Source organism: Streptomyces sp. NPDC005706 (genome assembly GCF_040631045.1).
Classification (GTDB): domain Bacteria; phylum Actinomycetota; class Actinomycetes; order Streptomycetales; family Streptomycetaceae; genus Streptomyces.
On record NZ_JBEXYS010000016.1, the window covers coordinates 151,662 to 172,347 of the forward strand.

Annotated in this window: 21 protein-coding genes and 1 riboswitch; of the genes, 12 read left to right on the plus strand and 9 right to left on the minus strand. The window is 69.4% G+C overall.

The features are described 5' to 3' along the window. Positions 1-12: 12 nt before the first annotated feature. Together ABZ478_RS24785 and hisC are read right to left on the minus strand one after the other, a co-directional pair. On the minus strand, positions 13-1,521 hold the full coding sequence (locus ABZ478_RS24785; RefSeq protein WP_359552807.1) for a cytochrome ubiquinol oxidase subunit I: 1,509 nt from the start codon (positions 1,519-1,521) through the stop codon (positions 13-15). A 244-nt stretch (positions 1,522-1,765) separates the two neighbouring features. Next, positions 1,766-2,845: a histidinol-phosphate transaminase gene (gene hisC / locus ABZ478_RS24790; protein WP_359552808.1), complete on the minus strand. Its 1,080-nt coding sequence runs from the start codon at positions 2,843-2,845 to the stop codon at positions 1,766-1,768. 429 nt (positions 2,846-3,274) lie between these two features. Here hisC and ABZ478_RS24795 point away from each other — a divergent pair, with 429 nt between their 5' ends. The 3 genes from ABZ478_RS24795 (at position 3,275) to ABZ478_RS24805 (ending at position 6,876) form a co-directional block, all read left to right on the plus strand. Further along, the gene (locus ABZ478_RS24795) at positions 3,275-4,387 is read left to right on the plus strand and encodes a LacI family DNA-binding transcriptional regulator (protein WP_358929737.1); all 1,113 of its coding nucleotides are present in this window, start codon (positions 3,275-3,277) and stop codon (positions 4,385-4,387) included. Between the two features lie 367 nt (positions 4,388-4,754). Next, positions 4,755-5,831 (plus strand): metallophosphoesterase, encoded by a 1,077-nt coding sequence (locus ABZ478_RS24800; RefSeq protein ID WP_359552810.1) that lies wholly within the window; start codon positions 4,755-4,757, stop codon positions 5,829-5,831. A gap of 181 nt (positions 5,832-6,012) precedes the next feature. Continuing rightward, positions 6,013-6,876 carry a hypothetical protein gene (locus ABZ478_RS24805; protein WP_359552812.1) on the plus strand — a complete coding sequence of 288 codons (864 nt, stop codon included), beginning with the start codon at positions 6,013-6,015 and terminating at the stop codon, positions 6,874-6,876. Between the two features lie 145 nt (positions 6,877-7,021). Here ABZ478_RS24805 and thiC read toward each other — a convergent pair whose 3' ends face one another. Further along, on the minus strand, positions 7,022-8,806 hold the full coding sequence (gene thiC / locus ABZ478_RS24810; RefSeq protein ID WP_359552814.1) for a phosphomethylpyrimidine synthase ThiC: 1,785 nt from the start codon (positions 8,804-8,806) through the stop codon (positions 7,022-7,024). Then, positions 8,799-8,972, minus strand: a riboswitch (TPP riboswitch). Its footprint overlaps the gene before it by 8 nt. A 71-nt stretch (positions 8,973-9,043) precedes the next feature. Here thiC and ABZ478_RS24815 point away from each other — a divergent pair. Further along, a complete protein-coding gene (locus tag ABZ478_RS24815) occupies positions 9,044-10,423 on the plus strand; it encodes a YibE/F family protein (protein ID WP_359552816.1) in 1,380 nt (459 codons plus the stop codon). A gap of 97 nt (positions 10,424-10,520) precedes the next feature. Here the strand turns inward: ABZ478_RS24815 and ABZ478_RS24820 are convergent, their stop codons facing one another. The 4 genes from ABZ478_RS24820 to ABZ478_RS24835 form a co-directional block, all read right to left on the minus strand. Continuing rightward, positions 10,521-10,958 carry an SsgA family sporulation/cell division regulator gene (locus tag ABZ478_RS24820; protein ID WP_143630291.1) on the minus strand — a complete coding sequence of 146 codons (438 nt, stop codon included), beginning with the start codon at positions 10,956-10,958 and terminating at the stop codon, positions 10,521-10,523. A 101-nt stretch (positions 10,959-11,059) separates the two neighbouring features. Continuing rightward, complete coding sequence (locus ABZ478_RS24825; RefSeq protein WP_359552818.1) at positions 11,060-11,974, minus strand: IclR family transcriptional regulator C-terminal domain-containing protein; 915 nt, start codon at positions 11,972-11,974, stop codon at positions 11,060-11,062. A gap of 198 nt (positions 11,975-12,172) precedes the next feature. Next, on the minus strand, positions 12,173-12,385 hold the full coding sequence (locus ABZ478_RS24830) for a DUF5326 family protein (protein WP_359552820.1): 213 nt from the start codon (positions 12,383-12,385) through the stop codon (positions 12,173-12,175). A gap of 165 nt (positions 12,386-12,550) precedes the next feature. Next, complete coding sequence (locus tag ABZ478_RS24835; protein WP_132855170.1) at positions 12,551-12,868, minus strand: cupin domain-containing protein; 318 nt, start codon at positions 12,866-12,868, stop codon at positions 12,551-12,553. Between the two features lie 58 nt (positions 12,869-12,926). Here ABZ478_RS24835 and ABZ478_RS24840 point away from each other — a divergent pair, with 58 nt between their 5' ends. The 6 genes from ABZ478_RS24840 (at position 12,927) to ABZ478_RS24865 (ending at position 17,724) form a co-directional block, all read left to right on the plus strand. Further along, positions 12,927-13,304 carry a phage holin family protein gene (locus tag ABZ478_RS24840; protein WP_351661667.1) on the plus strand — a complete coding sequence of 126 codons (378 nt, stop codon included), beginning with the start codon at positions 12,927-12,929 and terminating at the stop codon, positions 13,302-13,304. Positions 13,305-13,311: 7 nt separating this feature from the next. Beyond that, the gene (locus ABZ478_RS24845) at positions 13,312-13,842 is read left to right on the plus strand and encodes a low molecular weight protein-tyrosine-phosphatase (protein WP_359552822.1); all 531 of its coding nucleotides are present in this window, start codon (positions 13,312-13,314) and stop codon (positions 13,840-13,842) included. Then, a complete protein-coding gene (locus tag ABZ478_RS24850; protein ID WP_359552823.1) occupies positions 13,839-14,987 on the plus strand; it encodes a cystathionine gamma-lyase in 1,149 nt (382 codons plus the stop codon). The genes ABZ478_RS24845 and ABZ478_RS24850 overlap by 4 nt, the downstream gene beginning before the upstream one ends. Before the next feature lie 216 nt (positions 14,988-15,203). Further along, a complete protein-coding gene (locus ABZ478_RS24855; RefSeq protein ID WP_359552825.1) occupies positions 15,204-16,109 on the plus strand; it encodes a LysR family transcriptional regulator in 906 nt (301 codons plus the stop codon). Positions 16,110-16,196: 87 nt separating this feature from the next. Continuing rightward, positions 16,197-16,679 (plus strand): NUDIX hydrolase, encoded by a 483-nt coding sequence (locus tag ABZ478_RS24860; protein WP_359552827.1) that lies wholly within the window; start codon positions 16,197-16,199, stop codon positions 16,677-16,679. 178 nt (positions 16,680-16,857) lie between these two features. Further along, positions 16,858-17,724 (plus strand): GNAT family N-acetyltransferase, encoded by an 867-nt coding sequence (locus tag ABZ478_RS24865; RefSeq protein WP_359552829.1) that lies wholly within the window; start codon positions 16,858-16,860, stop codon positions 17,722-17,724. 53 nt (positions 17,725-17,777) lie between these two features. On the opposite strand, the gene ABZ478_RS24870 is transcribed toward ABZ478_RS24865, so the two are convergent. Continuing rightward, a complete protein-coding gene (locus tag ABZ478_RS24870) occupies positions 17,778-18,197 on the minus strand; it encodes a heme-binding protein (RefSeq protein ID WP_359552831.1) in 420 nt (139 codons plus the stop codon). Between the two features lie 125 nt (positions 18,198-18,322). Continuing rightward, positions 18,323-19,531 (minus strand): MFS transporter, encoded by a 1,209-nt coding sequence (locus ABZ478_RS24875; RefSeq protein WP_359552833.1) that lies wholly within the window; start codon positions 19,529-19,531, stop codon positions 18,323-18,325. 142 nt (positions 19,532-19,673) lie between these two features. On the opposite strand from ABZ478_RS24875, the gene ABZ478_RS24880 reads away from it, so the two are divergent. Continuing rightward, positions 19,674-20,132 (plus strand): MarR family transcriptional regulator, encoded by a 459-nt coding sequence (locus ABZ478_RS24880; RefSeq protein WP_359552835.1) that lies wholly within the window; start codon positions 19,674-19,676, stop codon positions 20,130-20,132. Positions 20,133-20,141: 9 nt separating this feature from the next. After that, the gene (locus ABZ478_RS24885) at positions 20,142-20,594 is read left to right on the plus strand and encodes a GNAT family N-acetyltransferase (RefSeq protein WP_359552837.1); all 453 of its coding nucleotides are present in this window, start codon (positions 20,142-20,144) and stop codon (positions 20,592-20,594) included. The last annotated feature ends 92 nt before the right edge of the window (positions 20,595-20,686 follow it).

The following is a 20,686-nucleotide window of genomic DNA, read 5'->3' on the forward strand; positions in this document are numbered from 1 at the left end:
TGTCCCCTCGGCCTAGTACGAGAAGGCCATCGGCTTGTCGGCGTCACGGGTGTCGCCGCCGATCTTCGTGGGCGGGTTGAGGTCGGCCTCGGTCAGCTCGGGCGGGCCGGCCTTGACGTACTTCGCGAGCAGCTTGACCTCGACCACGGCGAGGATCGCGTACAGCGCGGTGAAGACGAGCATCGAGGTGAGGACTTCGCCCTGGGAGACACCGGGGGAGACCGCCTCGCGGGTCTGCAGGACGCCGTAGACGGCCCATGGCTGCCGGCCCATCTCGGTGAAGATCCATCCCCAGGAGTTGGCGATCAGCGGGAAGGCCAGGGTCCAGATCGCGATGCGCCAGTACCAGGCGGTCAGCTTCGGGCCGAGCCCCTTGTTCCGGAACAGGACCAGGTGCGGCACCTCGTCATCACCCACCCGCAGGTGCTGGGGCAGCATGAACCTCTTGCGGGTCAGCCAGAGACCGGCGAGGCCGATGGCGAAGGAGGCCATGCCGAAGCCGATCATCCAGCGGAAGCCCCAGAAGGTGACCGGGATGTTGGGCCGGTAGTCGCCGGGCCCGAACTTCTGCTGCTCCGCCTTGTTGACGTCGTTGATGCCGGGCACGTACGAGGTGAAGTCGTCGTTGGCGAGGAACGACAGCAGGCCCGGGATCTCGACGGCCACGCTGTTGTGGCCCTTCTCCACGTCGCCGTAGGCGAAGACGGAGAACGGCGCAGGCGCCTGGCCGTCCCACAGCGCTTCGGCGGCCGCCATCTTCATCGGCTGCTGCTTGAACATGACCTTGCCGAGCACGTCCCCGCTGACCGCGGTGAGCAGACCGGCGATGACCACGGTGATCAGGCCGAGCCGCAGTGAGGTCTTCATCTCGCGGACGTGCTTCTTGCGGGCCAGGTGGTAGGCGGCGATGCCCACCATGAAGGCGCCACCGGTCAGGAAGGCCGCGGACAGGGTGTGGAAGGCCTGGCTGAGCGCGGTGTTCTGGGTCAGTACGGCCCAGAAGTCGGTCAGCTCGGCCCGCCCCCGCTCCTTGTCGATCTTGTAGCCGACGGGGTGCTGCATCCAGGAGTTGGCCGCGAGGATGAAGTACGCCGACAGGATCGTGCCGATCGACACCAGCCAGATGCAGGCCAGGTGGATCTTCTTGGGCAGCTTGTCCCAGCCGAAGATCCACAGGCCGATGAACGTGGACTCGAAGAAGAAGGCGATCAGGGCCTCGAAGGCGAGCGGAGCACCGAAGATGTCACCGACGAAGCGCGAGTAGTCCGACCAGTTCATGCCGAACTGGAACTCCTGCACGATGCCGGTGACCACACCCATCGCGATGTTGATCAGGAAGAGCTTGCCCCAGAACTTCGTCGCCCTGAGGTACTTCTCCTTCTCCGTGCGCACCCATGCCGTCTGCAGCCCGGCCGTGAGGGCGGCCAGGGAGATCGTCAGGGGGACGAACAGGAAGTGGTAGACGGTGGTGATGCCGAACTGCCAGCGCGCCAGTGTCTCCGGCGCCAGAGCCAGGTCCACGTCGTCACTCTCCTTACTACGCCGTGGTACAGCGGCGGTTTGCTCCTTTTGTCACGTACATACGGGAGCAATCGGGACGCGCTTGTGAACGCGTTCACATTCACAAGCCATTATGACGCACTGGTATTCGGCAACCGCAAGGGGGTACCCCCGGGCTCCACGGCAGAGCGGATCAACGAGAAGGGCCCCGCACATGGCGGGGCCCAGCCGTGGCCGCCGGCACTTCAGCCGTGGCCGCCTGCTCTCAGCTCTCCTTGTGGAACGCCTCCGCGACCTTCAGGAAGATGTCGTTCGCCTCGGTCTCCCCGACCGTCACCCGCACACCCTCACCCGGGAACGGCCGGACCACCACACCGTGCTCCTCGCACGCCGCGGCGAACGCAACCGTGCGCTCCCCCAGCCGCAGCCACACGAAATTGGCCTGGGTCTCCGGCACCGTCCACCCCTGGGCGCGCAGCGCGTCGACCACGCGCGTGCGCTCACACACCAGCGAGCCGACGCGGCCCAGCAGCTCGTCCTCGGCCCGCAGTGAGGCGATCGCCGCCTCCTGCGCGAGCTGGCTGACGCCGAAGGGCACCGCCGTCTTGCGCAGCGCCGCCGCCACCGGCTCATGGGCGATCGCGAAACCGACGCGCAGCCCGGCGAGACCGTAGGCCTTGGAGAACGTGCGCAGGACGCAGACGTTGGGCCGCTCCCGGTACAGCTCGACGCCGTCGGGCACCTCGGGGTCGCGGATGAACTCGCGGTAGGCCTCGTCCAGGACCACCAGCACGTCCTTGGGCACCCGGTCGAGGAACCGTTCCAGCTCGGCCCGCCGCACCACCGTTCCGGTCGGGTTGTTGGGGTTGCAGACGAAGATCAGACGCGTCCGCTCGGTGACCGCGTCCGCCATGGCGTCCAGGTCGTGCACGTCGCCGGGGGTGAGCGGCACCTGGACCGAGCGGGCCCCGTTGATCTGCGTGATGATCGGGTACGCCTCGAAGGAGCGCCAGGCGTACATCACCTCGTCACCGGGCCCGCTGGTCGCCTGGATCAGCTGCTGGGCGACGCCCACCGAGCCGGTGCCGGTGGCGAGGTGGGACAGCGGGACGGCGAACCGCTCCGACAGCTCCTCCATCAGCCCGCTGCAGGCCATGTCCGGGTAACGGTTGAAGTCGCAGGCGGCCGCGGTCACGCTCGCCATCACGCCGGGGAGCGGGGGATACGGGTTCTCGTTGGAGGACAGCTTATAGGCGACCGGCCCGCCGGCCGCGGCCGGCTTGCCCGGCTTGTAGGTGGGGATACCCTCCAGCTCGGCGCGCAGCTTGGGGCTCGTCTCGCTCACCGCAGTCCTCCTCGCGACCACCGGCGGCCCGTCGACGCCCCCGGCTTCCAATACTCCACACCTTATGAGGATTCGGCCCCGCTGCGTACAGGTGCGGGACGACGGGAGTCCAGCCTCTTCCGTCACACAGGCATCAGGGGCATCACCGTACGAAGGCGTACGTACCAGGGGGCGCGCCGGACATATATCTACGCGCCGGTGGCTCACGCCCTGGCGCGCATCCCTCGTGAAGGTGAGTTGAGACCTCTTCGAGACCTCGACCCCTTGGCAGGCCCACGCCCGTCGGCACGTCACGTCCTATCATTGGATCGTTCAACTGCCTTGATTTCCCAGGCAGTTAGACACCATCTGCCATGCAGAAACGTGCCTGTCAACGCGTGCATATGCGTCCGCACTACCCCACCGCATGAGCCCTACTATCGGCTCGCCATGACAGCAGCAGGGAAGCACCAGGTGAGCCGCGCGGAAACCTCACGTCGAGGCAGCCGGCCGGGCCGGGCGGGCATCAGAGACGTGGCCGCCGCCGCCGGGGTCTCCATCACGACCGTGTCCGACGCCCTCAACGGCAAGGGCCGGCTCCCGGACGCCACCCGGCGCCATGTCCGTGAGGTCGCCGACCGGCTGGGGTACCGCCCCTCGGCCGCCGCCCGCACCCTCCGTACCGGCAAGTCGGGACTGATCGGCCTGACCGTGACGACGTACGGGGATGAACCTTTCACCTTCACGGAGTTCGCCTACTTCGCCGAGATGGCCCGGGCCGCCACCTCCGCCGCGCTCGCCCGCGGCTATGCCCTGGTCATCCTGCCCGCGACCTCCCGCCACGACGTATGGTCCAACGTCGCCCTTGACGGCACGGTCGTCATCGACCCCTCCGACCAGGACCCGGTGGTCAGCGAGCTCGTCCGGCAGGGCCTGCCGGTCGTCTCCGACGGCCGCCCGGCCGGGTCACTCCCGGTCACCGCATGGGTCGACAACGACCACGAGGCCGCCGTCCTCGACATCCTCGACCACCTCGCCGACGCCGGCGCCCGCCGCATCGGCCTTCTCACCGGCACCACGACGGACACGTACACCCATCTGTCCACCACCGCCTACCTGCGCTGGTGCGAGCGGGTCGGCCAGGACCCGGTCTACGAGGCCTACCCCGCGCACGACCCCTGTGCGGGCACCGTCGCCGCCGACCGGCTGCTCGCCCGGCCCGACCGGCCCGACGCCGTCTACGGTCTCTTCGACCCCAACGGCACCGACCTCCTCGCCGCCGCCCGCCGCTACGGCCTGCGCGTCCCCGACGACCTGCTTCTGGTGTGCTGCAGCGAGTCCACGGTCTACGCCAACACCGAGCCGCCCATCACCACGCTCTCCCTGAAGCCGCGCCGGATCGGTACGGCCGTCGTACAGCTGCTCATCGACGCCATCGAGGGCGTCGACTCGGACCAGCCCGTCGAACAGGTGATACCGACCGAGCTGATCGTGCGTACCTCGTCCCAGCGACGTCCTCCGCGCACGACCGTCAGCCCGCCACGGGCCCCGGAGAAGGGGTAGCGGGCGGGTCACCGCCCGGTGGGGTGACCGGAGAGCGCGCGGTGGTCGCCCCCTGGCGGTGGACAAGAGGAATCCGGAGCGGCGAGGCCGGCCCGCGCACGACCACGGCCCGTTCGGCCCGCCGCTCCGTCCGCACTCCCGGACGGGCCGGCCGTCGCCGTACGGCCCACCGGTGCCGGGCAACCGGTCGAAACCCCGCCCAAACATAATGAAAGCCGCGGTGAACCGGAGTCTCGCTCCGATTCACCACCCCTGGGTCATCACACGGAGCGACGCGCGTTCCTATGATGGGCCCACGACACCGCGGGGCCGCTGCGACCAGGCAGTCCGAAGCGGTGCAGCTGCGGTGCGATGGTGGAGGGGTCTGATGACTCAGGGGGCCGGTCGGGGACCCGAGGTGGAGCGGACGGCGACGTTGCGCGACTTCCGGGTGCCCGCTTACGTCAACGAGACAGGTCCGTACGTCCGCACCCACCCCGGTGACACCGCGCCGCCCATGGACGAGGCCTACCCCGAGGGCTACACGCCCACCCAGCGCGACCTGCCCGTCATCAACCGCGGCGACACGCTGCAGGTGTCCGTCGAACCGGCCCCCGCGGCCCCGGACCCGCAGCCGGCGACCGGCCCGGGCCCGCTGTACGTCGTCGGTGACGTCCACGGCTACCTGGACGAACTGCTGGCCGCCCTGCGGGAGAAGGGGCTGGTCGACGCCGACGGTCAGTGGAGCGCGGGCACCGCCCGGCTGTGGTTCCTCGGTGACTTCACCGACCGTGGACCCGACGGCATCGGCGTCATCGACCTGGTCATGCGGCTGTCCGCCGAGGCTGCCGCCGCCGGCGGGTACTGCAAGGCCCTCATGGGCAACCACGAGCTGCTGCTGCTCGGCGCGAAGCGGTTCGGCGACACCCCGGTCCACTCCGGCGCGGGCACCGCCACCTTCCAGGCGGCCTGGCTGCTCAACGGCGGCCAGAAGACCGACATGGACCGTCTCCAGGACCACCACCTGCAGTGGATGTCCCGGCTCGACGCCGTGGAGGAGGTCGACGGGCATCTGCTCATCCACTCCGACACCACCGCCTACCTCGACTACGGCGACTCGATCGAGGCGGTCAACGACACCGTCCGCGAGACCATCACCCGTAACGACGCGGACGAAGTCTGGGACCTGTTCCGCAAGTTCACCAAGCGGTTCTCCTTCCGCGACGAGGGCGGCGCGGAAGCCGTGCGCTCCCTCCTCGATACGTACGGCGGCACCCGCGTCGTTCACGGTCACAGCCCCATTCCCTATCTGCTCGGCGAAGTCGGATCCGAGGAAACCGAGGAGGACGACGGCCCCTCGGTGGAGGGACCGCACATCTACGCCGACGGCCTCGCCATCGCCATGGACGGCGGCGTGACCATGGCCGGGAAGCTGCTGGTCCAGCAACTTCCCCTGAACGCCTGAGGGTTCACGGGGCTGATCGAGTCCGACCGGATGCGCCCAGGTCGGCACCCAATTTCCGGCAACCCCCTGTCACCGCGTGGCGTCACGGCTCTACCATCGGCTTATCCGTAGCAGGCTCCCCTCCGTTTCTGCCCGACGGCTCGCCGGCGTGCGAGCCCCAAGCCCTACGGAGCATCGGGGGATGCACATGAACAGCGTTCCGCAGCACCTGCTGAGCGAGGACCGCCAGGACTTCGAGCGGATCCTCGATGAGGCGCTGCGCTCCGCGCCCCAGCGACCCGAACTGGCCGCTGTCGGACAGCGGCTCAACCCGGAACAACTGCGCACCATGGCACTCAACGCCACCACGCTCATCACGGCGGCCGCGGCGACCGAGTACCAGCACTACGTGAAGGCCCGCGAGGAACTGCGCCGCCCGGCGCCGTCCGTCCCTTCGGCCGCCGACGACACCGGTTCCGCGGAGCCGGGCGCGGACCCGGTGGGTCTCGCCACCGCCCTCGGCGAGGCCGCCGAGACCACCGGCGCCGGCGCCGTCGCCGTCATCGCGGTCCTGGCGCCCCTCCTCGCCGGCACCGCCGCGGCGATCTTCCTGCTCGTCGGCTACATCCTGAAGACGCTGGCCCCCGGCCAGGCCTTCGCCCAGACCATGCTCACCGCGGGCTGGGTGTTCGGCGCCGTGACCGCCGCCGCGATCCTCGTCGCCGGTGCCGGGCTGCTGCTCACCGCCCTGCGCAACAGCGCCGCGGCGGAAGCCGGAGCGCATGACGCGGCCGACGAGGAGGTGGCCAGGGCCAGAGAGGCCTGGCGGGAGGCCCTGCTGGAACGCGGTGTCCTGCCGTTCCTGCGGGACGCGCTCGCCCAGCCCGGTACGGCCCCGCTGCACCGCACGGCACCCTCTGCCCCGACGAGCCGCATGCCGCGCCTCGGCTACGGACGCCCCGGCTTCAGCAGCCCGGACGACGGCTCCGGGTCCGACCGTCCGAGCTTCAGCAGTCCCGACTACACCAGTCCCGACTTCGGCGGCCCGGAACACCAGCCGGAATAGCCGGCCCGCGCTCCCTCGTGGGACGCCTGCCGGACCCCCGGGCGGCGCACGGCAGGACAGTGCCGGCGGGCACGCCGCCGATCTCTCCGCGCCACCCGACGCCCGGGGCCCGGCACTCCCCGGGCTGGCGGCCGCCTTGACCGGGTCAGTCGGCAATCGGCAGGTACACCCGGTTGCCCGACGCCGCGAACTCCTTCGACTTCTGAGCCATGCCCTCCTCGACCTCGGCCCGGGTACCGCCGTGTTCCCGACGGATGTCCTGGGAGATCTTCATGCTGCAGAACTTCGGCCCGCACATGGAGCAGAAGTGGGCCGTCTTGGCGGGTTCGGCCGGCAGGGTCTCGTCGTGGAACTCCCGTGCCGTGTCGGGGTCCAGGGCGAGGTTGAACTGGTCCTCCCACCGGAACTCGAAGCGGGCGTCGGACAGCGCGTCGTCCCACTCCTGCGCGCCCGGGTGCCCCTTGGCGAGGTCCGCCGCATGGGCGGCGATCTTGTAGGTGATGACCCCGGTCTTGACGTCGTCACGGTTGGGCAGGCCCAGGTGCTCCTTGGGCGTGACGTAGCAGAGCATCGCCGTGCCCCACCAGGCGATCATCGCGGCGCCGATACCGGAGGTGATGTGGTCGTACGCCGGCGCGATGTCCGTGGTCAGCGGGCCGAGCGTATAGAACGGAGCTTCATCGCAGATCTCCTGCTGAAGGTCGATGTTCTCCTTGATCTTGTGCATCGGGACGTGGCCCGGGCCCTCGATCATGGTCTGTACGTTGAAACGCCTGGCGATCCGGTTGAGTTCCCCGAGCGTGCGCAACTCCGCGAACTGCGCCTCGTCGTTGGCGTCCGCGATCGAGCCCGGCCTCAGACCGTCGCCCAGCGAGTACGTGACGTCGTAGGCGGCGAGGATCTCGCAGAGCTCCTCGAAGTTCTCGTACAGGAACGACTCCTTGTGGTGCGCCAGGCACCACGCGGCCATGATCGAGCCGCCCCGCGAGACGATGCCGGTCTTGCGGTTGGCGGTGAGCGGCACATACGGCAGGCGCACGCCGGCGTGGACGGTCATGTAGTCCACGCCCTGCTCGGCCTGCTCGATCACGGTGTCCTTGTAGATCTCCCAGGTCAGTTCCTCGGCCCTGCCGTCGACCTTTTCCAGCGCCTGGTAGAGCGGGACGGTGCCGATGGGCACGGGGGAGTTGCGCAGCACCCACTCGCGGGTGGTGTGGATGTTGCGGCCGGTGGAGAGGTCCATGACCGTGTCGGCGCCCCAGCGGGTCGCCCAGGTCATCTTCTCGACCTCCTCCTCGATCGAGGAGGTGACCGCGGAGTTGCCGATGTTGGCGTTGACCTTCACCAGGAAGCCCTTACCGATGATCATCGGCTCGATCTCCGGGTGGTTCACGTTGGCCGGCAATACCGCGCGGCCCGCCGCGATCTCCTCACGGACCACCTCGGGAGAGACGTTCTCCCGGATGGCCACGTACTCCATCTCGGGCGTGACCTCACCCCTGCGCGCGTACGCGAGCTGGGTGACCGCCTGACCCTCACGGCCGCGGCGCGGCTGACGCGGGCGCCCGGGGAACACCGCGTCCAGGTTGCGCAGCCCGCCACGCGGCGAGGTGTGCTTGATCCCGTCGTCCTCTGGTCGGACGGGGCGGCCCGCGTACTCCTCGGTGTCACCGCGGGCGATGATCCAGTTCTCCCTCAGCGCCGACAGCCCTCGGCGGACATCGGTGTCGACGAGTGGATCGGTGTACGGGCCCGATGTGTCGTACAGCGTGACCGACTGCCCGTTGGTGAGGTGCACTTGACGGACCGGCACACAGAGGTCGGGGCGTGAACCCTCGACGTACGCCTTGTGCCAGCCGATGGACTTTCCGGCCTCCTGGGACTTCTCGTCCTGAGCGGAGGCAGGCGTGCGTGCGTCCTTGTTGGTCATGAGACCTACTCCCTACGCCGGCATTACCCGGTAACAGGTTCGGCGGTCGACGCAGCGGTTTCCGACTTCGGATGTCTCCCGGGAAATGACGTTCCACGTGAAACATCGCGTATACGGAGGTCAGCGCCCTCTCAGCCCGGTGCTCCGAGCTCCCGCGTGTGCAAAGGTGCCTCCACGCTAGCGTCAGTTCGGGCGCGGTGAACAGAGGGCCCCCTTCGTTCTTGCGATGATCGGGCGGTGACCACGACGGAACAGCACCCCTACCCGCCCTCCGAGCCGCCGCGTCAAGGGGGCTCCGAACCAGGCCATGGTCATGGCCACTCACACGGTCACAGCCATGGGCCCGCCGCGCCCGTTTCGAAGCACCTGCGCAAGGTCATCGCGGCGATCCTCGTCCCGTTCACCGCCGCCGTCGTGGTCGGCCTGATGATTCTGTGGCCCGGAGGAGCTCCGTCGCACGAGCGCACCGGTGTCGGCTTCGACCGGCAGACACAGCAGGCCACGGTCACCCAGGTGGTCGAGCTGAGCTGCAAGTCGGTCAACGCATCGGGCGGTACGGCGGCGGGCGGCACCTCCGCTCCAGGTGACGGCTCGGCACAGAACGAGGCGAAGGGCACCTGCAGGAAGGCGACGATCCGGGTCGACACCGGCAAGGACGAGGGCCGGACCTTCACCGAGATCGTGCAGCCGGACCAGTCACGGCAGTTGCACCAGGGCGAGAAGGTCGTGGTCGCCTACGAGCCCTCGGCGCCCAAGGACCTGCAGTACTCCGTGACCGATGTGAACCGGAAGTTCCCCATGGCGCTGCTCGCGGGCATCTTCGCGCTCGCCGTCGTCGTGGTGGGACGGATGCGCGGGGTCATGGCCCTGGTCGCGCTGGCCGTGAGCTTCCTGGTGCTGACGTTCTTCATCCTGCCCGCGATCCTTCAGGGCTCGAATCCGCTGCTCGTGGCCGTCGTCGGGGCTAGCGCGATCATGCTCATCGCGCTCTACATGTGCCATGGCCTTTCAGCGCGTACATCGGTCGCGGTGCTCGGCACCCTGGCCTCCCTGCTGCTGATCGGCGTTCTCGGCTCCGGGTTCATCGACTGGGCCGCGTTGACCGGCAACACGGACGACAGCACCGGTCTGATCCACGGTCTGTTTCCGTCGATAGACATGAGCGGTCTGCTGCTGGCCGGAGTCATCATCGGTTCGCTGGGTGTCCTGGACGATGTGACGGTGACCCAGACGTCGGCGGTCTGGGAGCTGCACGAGGCGAATCCGGCGATGGGCTGGCGCGACCTGTACCGGGCGGGCATCCGGATCGGCCGCGACCACATCGCCTCGGTCGTCAACACGCTTGTGCTCGCCTACGCCGGTGCCGCCCTGCCGCTGCTCCTGCTGTTCTCGATCGCGCAGAGCAGCGTGGGCGCGGTGGCCAACAGCGAGCTGGTGGCCGAGGAGATCGTGCGCACGCTGGTGGGCTCGATCGGGCTGGTCGCCTCGGTTCCGGTCACCACTGCCCTCGCCGCCCTGGTGGTGTCGGCCGACCGCCCCGGGCCGGCCGGTGCCGGTGGCTCCGGTGCGCATCCCGTTCCGGCGCGAGGCGGCAGGGGGCGGCGGCGCAAGCGCTGAGCATGGGGCGTCAGGGCCGGGACACCGCCGAAGAAGCGTTCCTGCGGAGGCCCGGGCGGCAGTGCGTCAGCGTCCGGCGCCCCACTGCCGCGGTCCCTCAGCCGGCGCTCTGCTCCTCGGCCAGAATGCGGTCCAGAGCCTCGTCGAGGTGGGCGTCGAAGTCGGCCAGAGCACCCTCCTGGCCGAGCGGGACCAGCTTGTCCGTGCGGTCGAGGAAGGCCACGAGCGGCGGCGTCGAGGAGCGGAACAGCGCCTGGTCGCTGCCCACCTGAAGCCGGATCAGCACCTCCCCCAGCACCTCGGTGTCGGCGGGGGCGATGTGCACATCACCCTCCCCGCACGGCCGGCCGACTCCATCGATCAGCAGTTCTCGACCGAAGGCCCAGGTCACCGGGGCGTCACCGGGCAGATGGAAGGTGAGCCGTACGGCGTAGGGATCACAGGTCTCGTAGCGCAACTCCACCGGGATGCGGAAGGAGAGCTCCTCGGACACGAGAAAACTCATCATGACTTCTGCCTGTACGGATTCGCGCATCGCCTACCCCGTCATATGACGTCGACTGGCCGGGAATGATCCCCCTCGACTGTGCATCAAATCTTGCTCAACGTGCATGGCAGATCACAAGGAGTGAGTTTTCAGATACTGATAGAGAGCGACAGCGCGCCCAGATGCCGCCCGATCCCGGCCTGCAGGCGCAGGGCGGCAGGCAGCAGCTGTTCGCTCTGATGTACGGGGAGTGAGATGGCCATCGCGGCCGCCGTCGTACCGACCGTGATGGGGATCGCGGCACAGACCGTTCCGAGCGCGTACTCCTGCCGCTCCACCACCGGCTCCATGCGTGGCGTCCTGGCCAGCCGGCGCAGGAGAGTGTGGTTGTCCCGCACCGAGTACGGCGTGAGGGACCGTGCCGGATAGCGGCTCAGGTGGTCCCGTCGGGCCTCCTCGTCCAACTGGGACAGCAGGCACTGCCCGATCGCGTGGGCGTGCCCGGTCTCGCGGAAGTCGGCCCACTCCTCGACCGCGGGTGTCTCCCGCGAGTCGGCGACGCACACGACCTCGATCTCGCCGGCTTGGTACATGGCGTAGTACACCGGGGCCCCGATGCTGTCGCGCCAGTACGCGAGAGTGTCGGCCACCGTGCTGCGACGTTTCTGCTGCGCTCCGCTGCTGCTCAGCCGCTCGGCCGCGTCACCGAGGAAGAACAGTCCCTTGTCGCGGCGCAGATAGCCCTCGTGCACCAGGGTGCGCAGGAGGTGATAGGCCGTGGGCAGGGCGAGGCCGGTCTCGCGGGCGAGTTGTTTGGCGGGGGCGCCGTACTCGTGGACCGCGACGGTCTCCAGCAGGCGCATCGCCCGCTGGACGGAGCCGATGAGGGTCGCCGCCTGCGGCTGCTCCGGAACCTCCGGGGGCCGTGCGCGTCCGGGGCCGGTCGCGGGACGCGGTTGTCCCGGGACGGCCGCCGCACGGGGCCGCTGCCCATGGGGCACGCACGGTCGCGGTGGGACGGGGGGTGCGTGGGGTTCTGCCGGTGCGGTGTCAACCGTGGCCAAGGGTCACTCCGGGGGCGCGAGGGTGGGGCAGCCCGTGCGGTGGGACACGGGTGGGGGTGTGTGCCGCGCGCGGGGCCCGGCCCCGCGTGGGTTCCGAACCTAACCGTCCGCCACCGCGTGCGGACGGCCTGCCGGGAAAACTTCCCTCCCCCGAGGGAACCGGTGATTTCCGTTACCGGTCACCGGCTCCCACGCCCCTCACCAATCGCTGCGCGACGAGGAGTTCGACATGAACTTGCGTACGACGTAGATCAGCCCGCCGACCAGCGCGACGAAGACCAGCGCCTTGAAGAGCAAGCCGATCACGAAGCCGATGACGGTCGCTATCAGGCTGCCGAACACGACCAGGGCGATGACCGGCACCGCGACCCACTTCACCCACCACGGCAGCCCCGCGAAGATCTCTCGCATTGCCCTCGTCCTTTGCGTTCCGTTGCGTCCACGACGTCCTGCGCTCTGTCCTGGACACAGTCCCGATGTCTGCCATCGATGCTAGGGCCGCCGAGGGGGCCTGCGGGCGCCTCGCACCCCTTGTCCTCCCCTGACCCGACCCCTAGGGAACCCCGAGCCCGAAGCTCAGGCCTCGGGTGGAGAGAAGACGACCAGTACCCTCAGGTCCTCGCTGATGTGGTGGAACTTGTGGGCGACTCCGGCCGGTACGTACACCACGCTGCCCCGTGCCACCTGGGTCGTCTCCAGGCCGACCGTGATCGACGCGCGGCCGCTGACGACGACGTACACCTCGTCCTGATTGTGCGGCTTCTGCGGATCGTGTTCGCCGGCGTCGAGGGCGTACAGGCCGACCGACATGTTCCGCTCCCGCAGGAACTGGAGGTAGGCCCCTTCGTTGGCGGCGCGCTCCGCCTCCAGTTCGTCCAGCCGGAATGCCTTCATCGCCGTTGTCCGCCCTCGCATCTGCTAGCCCTGGATCCGGTCTGCCACGATCAGACACATGAAGAATTTCGTAGTCAAGACGATCGCCAACGCGGCCGCTCTCGCGATCGCCGTCTGGCTGCTCGACAAGATCACTCTCACGGGTGACAGCACGGGCAAGAAGGCCGGCACCCTGATCGTCGTCGCGCTGATCTTCGGCCTGGTCAACTTCTTGGTCAAGCCGATCGTGAAGGTGCTCACCTTCCCGCTGTTCCTGCTGACGCTGGGGCTGATCACCCTGGTCGTCAACGCGCTGATGCTGCTGCTGACCTCCTGGGTGTGCGGCAAGCTCGACCTGAGTTTCCACGTGGAGGGCTTCTGGACGGCCGTGCTCGGCGGACTGATCATCTCCGTCGTCTCCTGGGCGCTTAACCTCGTCCTGCCCGACGAGGACTGAGCTCGCCATGACCTACCGCGTCTGTTTCGTGTGCACGGGCAACATCTGCCGCTCCCCGATGGCCGAATCCGTCTTCCGCGCGCGCGTGGAGGAGGCGGGTCTCGGGGACCGGGTGGAGATCGACAGCGCGGGCACCGGCGACTGGCACGAGGGGGAGGCCGCCGACCCGCGCACCGTCACGGTCCTGGACGAGCACGGCTACCGCAGCGAGCACGTCGCACGGCAGTTCCAGCCCGCCTGGTTCGCCCGCCTCGACCTGGTGATCGCCCTGGACACCGGCCACCTCAAAGCCCTGCGCCGTCTCGCGCCCAGCGAGGAGGACGCCCGCAAGGTACGCCTGCTGCGCTCCTACGGTCACCCCTCGTCCGGCCGGCCCACGCCGGCCGGCACTCCCGGGGACACCTGCGACGACCTGGACGTGCCGGACCCGTACTACGGGGCGCCGGACGGCTTCCAGGAATGCCTTGAGATGGTGGAGGCGGCGAGCACCGGTCTGCTCGCCGCCGTACGGGAACAACTGGAGGGACGGATCGCATGAGCGAATCCACCAAGGGCGCGGACCGCACCGGCGACGGCACGCGCGCGGTACGGGCCGGACTGCCCGAGCCGGTCAAGCACGAGCCGACCCTGCCCGGGCCCGTGTTCGCCGCGCACTTCCACCTGCCGGGCGAGGTGACGGGACCGTACTCCTACGGCCGTGACGACAACCCCACCTGGACCAACCTGGAGCGCGCCATCGGCGAGCTGGAGGCACCGGGACGGGACGACGTCGAGACGCTCGTGTTCGCGTCGGGCATGGCCGCGATCTCGGCGGTGCTGTTCTCCCAGCTGCGCGCCGGCGAGGCGGTCGCCCTGCCCTCCGACGGCTACCAGGTGCTGCCCCTGGTCCGCGCCCAGCTGGAGGCGTACGGCGTCGAGGTACGCACCGCGCCCACCGGTGGAGACGCCCAGCTCGAGATCCTCGACGGTGCGCGGCTGCTGTGGATCGAGTCGCCGTCGAACCCGGGGCTCGACGTGTGCGACATCCGGCGGCTGGTGGAGGCCGCGCACGCGCGGGGCGTCCTGGTCGCCGTCGACAACACGCTCGCCACCCCGCTCGGCCAGCGTCCGCTGGAGCTGGGTGCCGACTTCTCCGTGGCCAGCGGTACCAAGCAGCTGACCGGACACGGTGACGTCCTGCTCGGCTACGTGGCCGGGCGCGGCGACGAGGCGATGGCCGCCGTACGCCGGTGGCGCAAGATCGTGGGAGCGATCTCCGGGCCGATGGAGGCCTGGCTCGCCCACCGCTCCATCGCCACGCTCCAGCTGCGCGTCGAGCGGCAGAACGCCACCGCGCTCGCGGTCGCCGAGGCCTTGCGGCAGCGGCCCGAGGTCTCCGGGCTGCGCTATCCGGGGCTGCCCGACGACCCTTCGCACAAGGTCGCCTCGCAGCAGATGCGCCGCTACGGCTGTGTGGTCTCCTTCACGCTGCCCACGCGCGCGCGTGCCGAGGGGTTCCTGGAGGCGCTGCGCCTGGTCGAGGACGCGACGAGCTTCGGCGGGGTGCGCTCCACGGCCGAGCGCCGCCGCCGCTGGGGCGGGGACGCGGTCCCCGAGGGCTTCATCCGCATGTCCGTCGGCGCGGAGGACCCCGAGGACCTGGTGGCGGACGTGCTGCGCGCTCTCGACGAGTCGGCCGAGTGAGCCGGTTGGCGGCGACGATCCCTATCGGTAGACGGTCCGAGCCTCCCCCCTCGTGGCTCGGACCGTCCTCGGTTCTGCGCGCGAAGAACCGCCCGACCAAGGCTAGTTGACTCTCTGTCAGTGTCCAATCACGGTAGCGACAGAGACCTATCGACTTATTTATAGTTGGTGCCTGCCCGGGGGCTCGAAGAGGGCAGGGAAAGGGGAGGGCGCGCCATGGACCTGGCCTTGCTGCGCACTTTCGTCACCGTGCACCGGGCCGGTTCCTTCACCCGCGCCGCGGCCCTGCTGGGCCTCTCCCAGCCGGCCGTCACCTCCCAGATCCGCACTCTGGAGCGGCAGCTGGGCCGCCCCCTGTTCCTGAGACAGGCCCGCGGGGTGACGCCGACGACCATCGGCGACGAACTCGCCCACAAGGCCGCACCTCACCTCGACGCCCTGGTCGAGATAGCCGAGAGCGCCCCGGAGGACGGGTCCTCATTAGGGACGTTGCACCTCGTCGGCCCGCCGGAGTTCACCGCCGAGCGCGCCCTTCCCGCCCTGACCCGGCTGACCGGCGAGAACGGCCAGGGCTTCGCTCTCCGCGCCTCCTTCGGCACCGCGGAGGAGGCCCTGGAAGGGCTGGCCGCCGGACACCACGACCTGGCCATCAGCACCGCCCAGCCGCGCGGCGCCCTGCTGACCGCGACCCCGCTCTGCGACGAGGAGCACGTGCTGGTCGCCGCCCCCCGCTGGGCCGAGCGGATCGGACCCGGAGCCCTGCACCTCAAGGGGGCAGTGGTCCTGGAGAACTTGCCCGTCGTGGAGGTCCACGAGTCCCTGCCGTTCGTCTCGCGTTACTGGGCCTCCGTCTTCGACTCCCGTCCGGCCGCCTCGGGCACGGTCATCGTTCCCGATCTGCGTGCCGTGCTCTCCTGTGCGATCTCGGGCGCCGGACTCGCGGTACTGCCCCGCTATCTGAGTGCCTCCGCCCTGGACCGCGGCGAGATCACGACTCTGTACGACCCCCCGGTGCCGCCTCTGCGCACCTATTTCCTGACCGCACGCACCGGCACGCTCGCCATGCCGCACATCGCCCGGGCGCACGAGTGGCTCCAGCAGGCCGCGAACGGCTGGGACTGAGACAGCCGGCCCGATTTCACGGCTCGCACTCGAGCGGTGTCGAAGGCGTGATGTTTCACGTGGAACGAGCCGGGCCACATTTCCTCCATGACCGTCCGACCCGTGGTCAAGCGCACCGCCCGCGCCGTTCTGCTCGACGGTGACGACCTGATCCTGATCAAGCGCACCAAGCCCGGCGTCGATCCCTACTGGGTCACCCCCGGTGGCGGAGTGGAAGCCACGGACCCGACCGTCGTCGACGCCCTGCACCGAGAGGTGTACGAGGAACTCGGCGCCAAGATCACCGATGTCGTGCCCTGCTTCGTGGACACGGTGGAGCACATCGGCGAGGACGGCGGCGCGACCGGCGTGAAGGTGCAGCACTTCTTCGTCTGCCGACTGGAGTCCATGGACCCGTCGCTGCGCCATGGCCCCGAGATGGATGAACCTCTGGGCGAGTACGAGATCGTCCGTGTTCCCTTCACCCGCGTCGGCATCGCCTCCGTCCACCTCGTGCCGTTGTCACTGCGGCACTACCTGGACGGCAATATCGAGGGCGTACGTGCCATGCACGCCCCCGACCTCGGATAGCCCGCACGGCGCATGCGGGAGTGCCACCCCGGCACGTGGCCGTGGCCCACCGATGTTTCACGTGAAACGCCTGCGTTCGCCCGGGCCCGCATGAACGGGTCAAGACGGGGCCGAAAGCGTCCACGTCCGCATTGAAACCGGTGGACGAGCGAGGGGCTGGTCGGACAGCCTGACCTGCGTGCCGACTCCTTCACTCGCCTCCCTGCCCATTCGACGTCTGACGCTCCACGATCTGACCGCCTGCGCCGACTTGTCCGAGGACCGGGGGTGGCCACGTGAGGAACACAAGTGGGGCTTCCTCCTCACGGCCGGCAAGGGCTACGGCATCGACGACCCCGACGGCGGCCTCGTCGCCGCGTGTGTCGTCACGGAGTACGGTTCCTGGGAACGCACGGAACTCGGCGCCATCGGCATGGTCCTCGTGGCCGGACGCCATGCCCGCCAGGGGGTAGGACGCCGCTTGATGCGGCATGTCGTATCGCTCATGGGCACCACCCCGCTGACTCTGTTCGCCACACCCTTCGGGCGTCCGCTCTACGAGGAGCTGGGCTTCAAGGTCACCGGCCGGTCGGAGATGCTGAGGGGACACTTCACCCCCGGCGGCACGGAATCCCGCGTCCCTACACGGCCGGCCGTCGCCGAGGACCTGCCCTCGATCCTCCAGCTCGACGAGGAGGCGTTCGGCACCGACCGCACTCCCCTCATCACCCGTCTCCCCTCCTTCGCCGACCAGCTGCGCGTGGCCGAGGAGAACGGCCGGATCATTGGTTACACGGCCGCGTGGCCCAACATGGACACCCATGTCGTCGGCCCGCTGATTGCCCGGGACACGGAGACAGCCAAGGCCCTCATCGCCTCGCTCGCGGCCCACACGCACCGCCCACTGCGCACCGACATCGATGTACGGCACGAGGAGCTGCTGAGCTGGGCCAGGGCACGAGGACTGGCCTCTGTGGCCGTCAACGCCGTCATGACCTACGGCATCACGGAACTGCCGGGGGACTGGCGGCGTCGGGTCGCGCCGCTGACTGTGGCCGCGGGCTGAGCGTCGGCCCCCGCTCCAGAGCGGGGGCCGACGCCGCCGGACGGGGTGGGTGGTCAGACGAGTGCCGCAACGGCCGCGGCGGCGAAACCGTGGTCCTGCTCGGGCGCGCCGCCGCCGACACCGATCGCGCCGATCAGGCGGCCGTCCCGGTGGACGGGGAGACCACCAGCGATGAAGAGCAGCGGACGGTCGAGGGCGGTGGGCAGCGTGTGGAAGGGGCCACCCGGCTGTACGGCGTCCACGAGGTCGGCGGTGGCCGCATTGAGCTGGAGCGCCGTGTAAGCCTTGCGAGTACTGGTCTCACCGGAGATCAGGACCGCCCGGTCGTCCCGGCGGAAGGCGAGCAGGTGGCCGCCGGCGTCCAGGACGGTGACGCTGACGGTGACCCCGGCCTCTTCGGCAGCGCGGCGTGCTGAGGCGACGAGCAGCTCGGCGTCCTCGATGGTGAGCGGGGCGACGGTGGTGGTGCTCATGGGGAGCGTTCTCCTTGTGCGGTGGTGCGTGAGGTGACGTGATGCCGCACGGGCCGGGGCGCTCGCGCCCCGGTGTCCCGGGCGACAGCCGGGTACGGACGTGCTGTCCGGTGGCCGGGACGGGCTCAGTGGTGGACCGGGGTCCGCTGCCCGGTGGGCGCCGCCGAAGCGACCACTGTGCCGCGCGTGCCGTGGCGGCGCTCGAGGGTGGCTGAGACCACGGCCAGGACCAGGGCGCCCGTGGCGAGGGCGGCACCGACCCAGTTGGGAGCGGTGTAGCCGAGGCCTGCCGCGATGACCATGCCGCCGAGCCAGGCGGAGAGGGCGTTGCCCAGGTTGAAGGCGCCGATGTTGACGGCCGACGCGAGCGTCGGAGCCCCGTGCGCCTGGTCGAGGACGCGCTTCTGCAACGGGGGGACGGTCGCGAAGCCGAGGGCGCCGATCAGAGCGATGGTCACCGCGGCGGCGATCTTGTTGTGCGCGGTGAGCGTGAACAGCGCGAGGACCACGGCCAGCGCGCCCAGGGAGACGTACAGCATCGGCATCAGCGCGCGGTCGGCGAACCTGCCGCCGATGAGGTTGCCGCCGACCATACCGAGACCGAACAGGACCAGCAGCCAGGTGACCGATCCATCGGCGAAGCCCGCGACGTGCGTCATCATCGGCGCGATGTAGGTGATGGCCGCGAAGACCCCGCCGAAGCCGAGGACGGTCATCGCCATGGCGAGCAGCACCTGGACGTTCTTGAAGGCGGCCAGCTCATGACGCAGACGCACGCCCTCCGGCCGCGGCAGGTCCGGCACCAGCCGGGCGATGCCTGCCAGGCCGATGGCACCCAGAGCGGCGACGATGCCGAAGGTGACGCGCCAGCCGACGTTCTGGCCGATCAGCGTGCCCAGTGGGACACCAACGACGTTGGCGACGGTCAGACCGGTGAACATCATGGCGATGGCCCCGGCCTTCTTGTCGGAAGTCACCAGTTCGGCCGCGACGACGGAGCCGATGCCGAAGAAGGCGCCATGGGCGAGGGACGCGATCACACGTCCGATGAGCATGACCGCGAAGGCCGGGGCCACCGCGGAGAGCAGGTTGCCGACGATGAAGAGACCCATGAGGAGCATCAGCATCCGCTTGCGCGGGACCTTGGTGCCGAGCACGGTCATCAGCGGGGCGCCGATCACCACGCCGAGGGCGTATCCGGTCACGAGCAGGCCGGCCGTGGGGATGGAGACCCCGAAGTCGCCCGCGACCTCGGGCAGCAAGCCCATGATCACGAACTCGGTCGTCCCGATTCCGAAGGCCCCGATCGCGAGAGCCAGAAGCGCGAGAGGCATGTGGGGGTAACCTTCCCAAACGATTGCAGGAGCGCTTTGCGTGCGTTCACAATAGTTGCAGACGCTGGCTAAATGCAAGCGCAGGCTATTGCAGAGATGCTCTACCCTGGATCCAGCCGCCCCGGGACGGAGGAACACCCCAATGACAGCGACGGACCCCGCGCTCACCGCCCTCGCCCAGGGCTGGTGCGCCCTCTCCCTGCTGCACGGGAGGATCGAGGCACACATCGAACGCGCCCTGCAGGCGAAGCACGACCTGAGCGTGCGCGAGTACTCCCTGCTCGACGTGCTCAGCCGCCAGCACGAGGGCGAGGGCGGTCATCTGCAGATGAAGCAGGTCGCCGACGCGGTTGTCCTCAGCCAGAGCGCCACCACTCGGCTGGTGACCCGCCTGGAGGACCGCGGCCTGCTGGAGCGCTACCTGTGCCCCACCGACCGTCGCGGCATCTACACCAACGTCACCGACTCGGGTCTAAGGCTGCTGGACGAGGCGCGTCCCACCAATGACGCCGCTCTCCGCGAAGCCCTGGACGAGGCGGCCAGAAACCCGGAGCTGGCCCCGCTGGTGAGGGTCGTGGAGTCCCTGAACGTACCCGCATAGGGTTCGGACATGGGAGATCTTGAGATACGCCGGGCGACCGCATCCGACCTGCCCGCGCTCGTGGCCATGCTCGCCGACGATCCACTCGGAGCCCAGCGCGAGTCGCCCAACGACCTATCGCCGTATCTGACAGCCCTGGAGCGGCTGACCGCGGACCCGAACCAGCGGCTCGTCGTCGCGGTGCGCGGCACCCGGGTCGTCGGCACGCTCCAGCTCACGATCATTCCCGGCCTCTCCCGCAGGGGAGCCACCCGCTCGATCATCGAAGGCGTGCGCATCCACGCCGATGAGCGTGGCAGTGGCCTGGGTACTCAGCTCGTCGAGTGGGCGATCGAGGAATCCAGGCGACAGGACTGCCACTTGGTGCAGCTGACCTCCGACATCAGCCGCACCGACGCCCACCGCTTCTACGAGCGGCTCGGTTTCACCCCCTCCCACGTCGGTTTCAAGCTGCAGCTGTGAAAACGGCCGTTGGTGGGTGTTTCACGTGAACCCTGTTCGTGATCATCGCGGGCCTGGTCATGGTGCTGGGGAAGTCCCACGCCAAGAAGGAC

What these genes read in the sequence shown, in the direction of transcription:
- ABZ478_RS24795 (WP_358929737.1), top strand. Translation starts at nt 3,275, where the DNA reads ATGACAGCAGCAGGGAAGCACCAGGTGAGCCGCGCGGAAACCTCACGT.
- ABZ478_RS24800 (WP_359552810.1), top strand. Translation starts at nt 4,755, where the DNA reads ATGACTCAGGGGGCCGGTCGGGGACCCGAGGTGGAGCGGACGGCGACG.
- ABZ478_RS24805 (WP_359552812.1), top strand. Translation starts at nt 6,013, where the DNA reads ATGCACATGAACAGCGTTCCGCAGCACCTGCTGAGCGAGGACCGCCAG.
- thiC (WP_359552814.1), bottom strand. Translation starts at nt 8,806, where the DNA reads ATGACCAACAAGGACGCACGCACGCCTGCCTCCGCTCAGGACGAGAAG.
- ABZ478_RS24820 (WP_143630291.1), bottom strand. Translation starts at nt 10,958, where the DNA reads ATGCGCGAATCCGTACAGGCAGAAGTCATGATGAGTTTTCTCGTGTCC.
- ABZ478_RS24830 (WP_359552820.1), bottom strand. Translation starts at nt 12,385, where the DNA reads ATGCGAGAGATCTTCGCGGGGCTGCCGTGGTGGGTGAAGTGGGTCGCG.
- ABZ478_RS24835 (WP_132855170.1), bottom strand. Translation starts at nt 12,868, where the DNA reads ATGAAGGCATTCCGGCTGGACGAACTGGAGGCGGAGCGCGCCGCCAAC.
- ABZ478_RS24840 (WP_351661667.1), top strand. Translation starts at nt 12,927, where the DNA reads ATGAAGAATTTCGTAGTCAAGACGATCGCCAACGCGGCCGCTCTCGCG.
- ABZ478_RS24845 (WP_359552822.1), top strand. Translation starts at nt 13,312, where the DNA reads ATGACCTACCGCGTCTGTTTCGTGTGCACGGGCAACATCTGCCGCTCC.
- ABZ478_RS24850 (WP_359552823.1), top strand. Translation starts at nt 13,839, where the DNA reads ATGAGCGAATCCACCAAGGGCGCGGACCGCACCGGCGACGGCACGCGC.
- ABZ478_RS24855 (WP_359552825.1), top strand. Translation starts at nt 15,204, where the DNA reads ATGGACCTGGCCTTGCTGCGCACTTTCGTCACCGTGCACCGGGCCGGT.
- ABZ478_RS24860 (WP_359552827.1), top strand. Translation starts at nt 16,197, where the DNA reads ATGACCGTCCGACCCGTGGTCAAGCGCACCGCCCGCGCCGTTCTGCTC.
- ABZ478_RS24870 (WP_359552831.1), bottom strand. Translation starts at nt 18,197, where the DNA reads ATGAGCACCACCACCGTCGCCCCGCTCACCATCGAGGACGCCGAGCTG.
- ABZ478_RS24875 (WP_359552833.1), bottom strand. Translation starts at nt 19,531, where the DNA reads ATGCCTCTCGCGCTTCTGGCTCTCGCGATCGGGGCCTTCGGAATCGGG.
- ABZ478_RS24880 (WP_359552835.1), top strand. Translation starts at nt 19,674, where the DNA reads ATGACAGCGACGGACCCCGCGCTCACCGCCCTCGCCCAGGGCTGGTGC.
- ABZ478_RS24885 (WP_359552837.1), top strand. Translation starts at nt 20,142, where the DNA reads ATGGGAGATCTTGAGATACGCCGGGCGACCGCATCCGACCTGCCCGCG.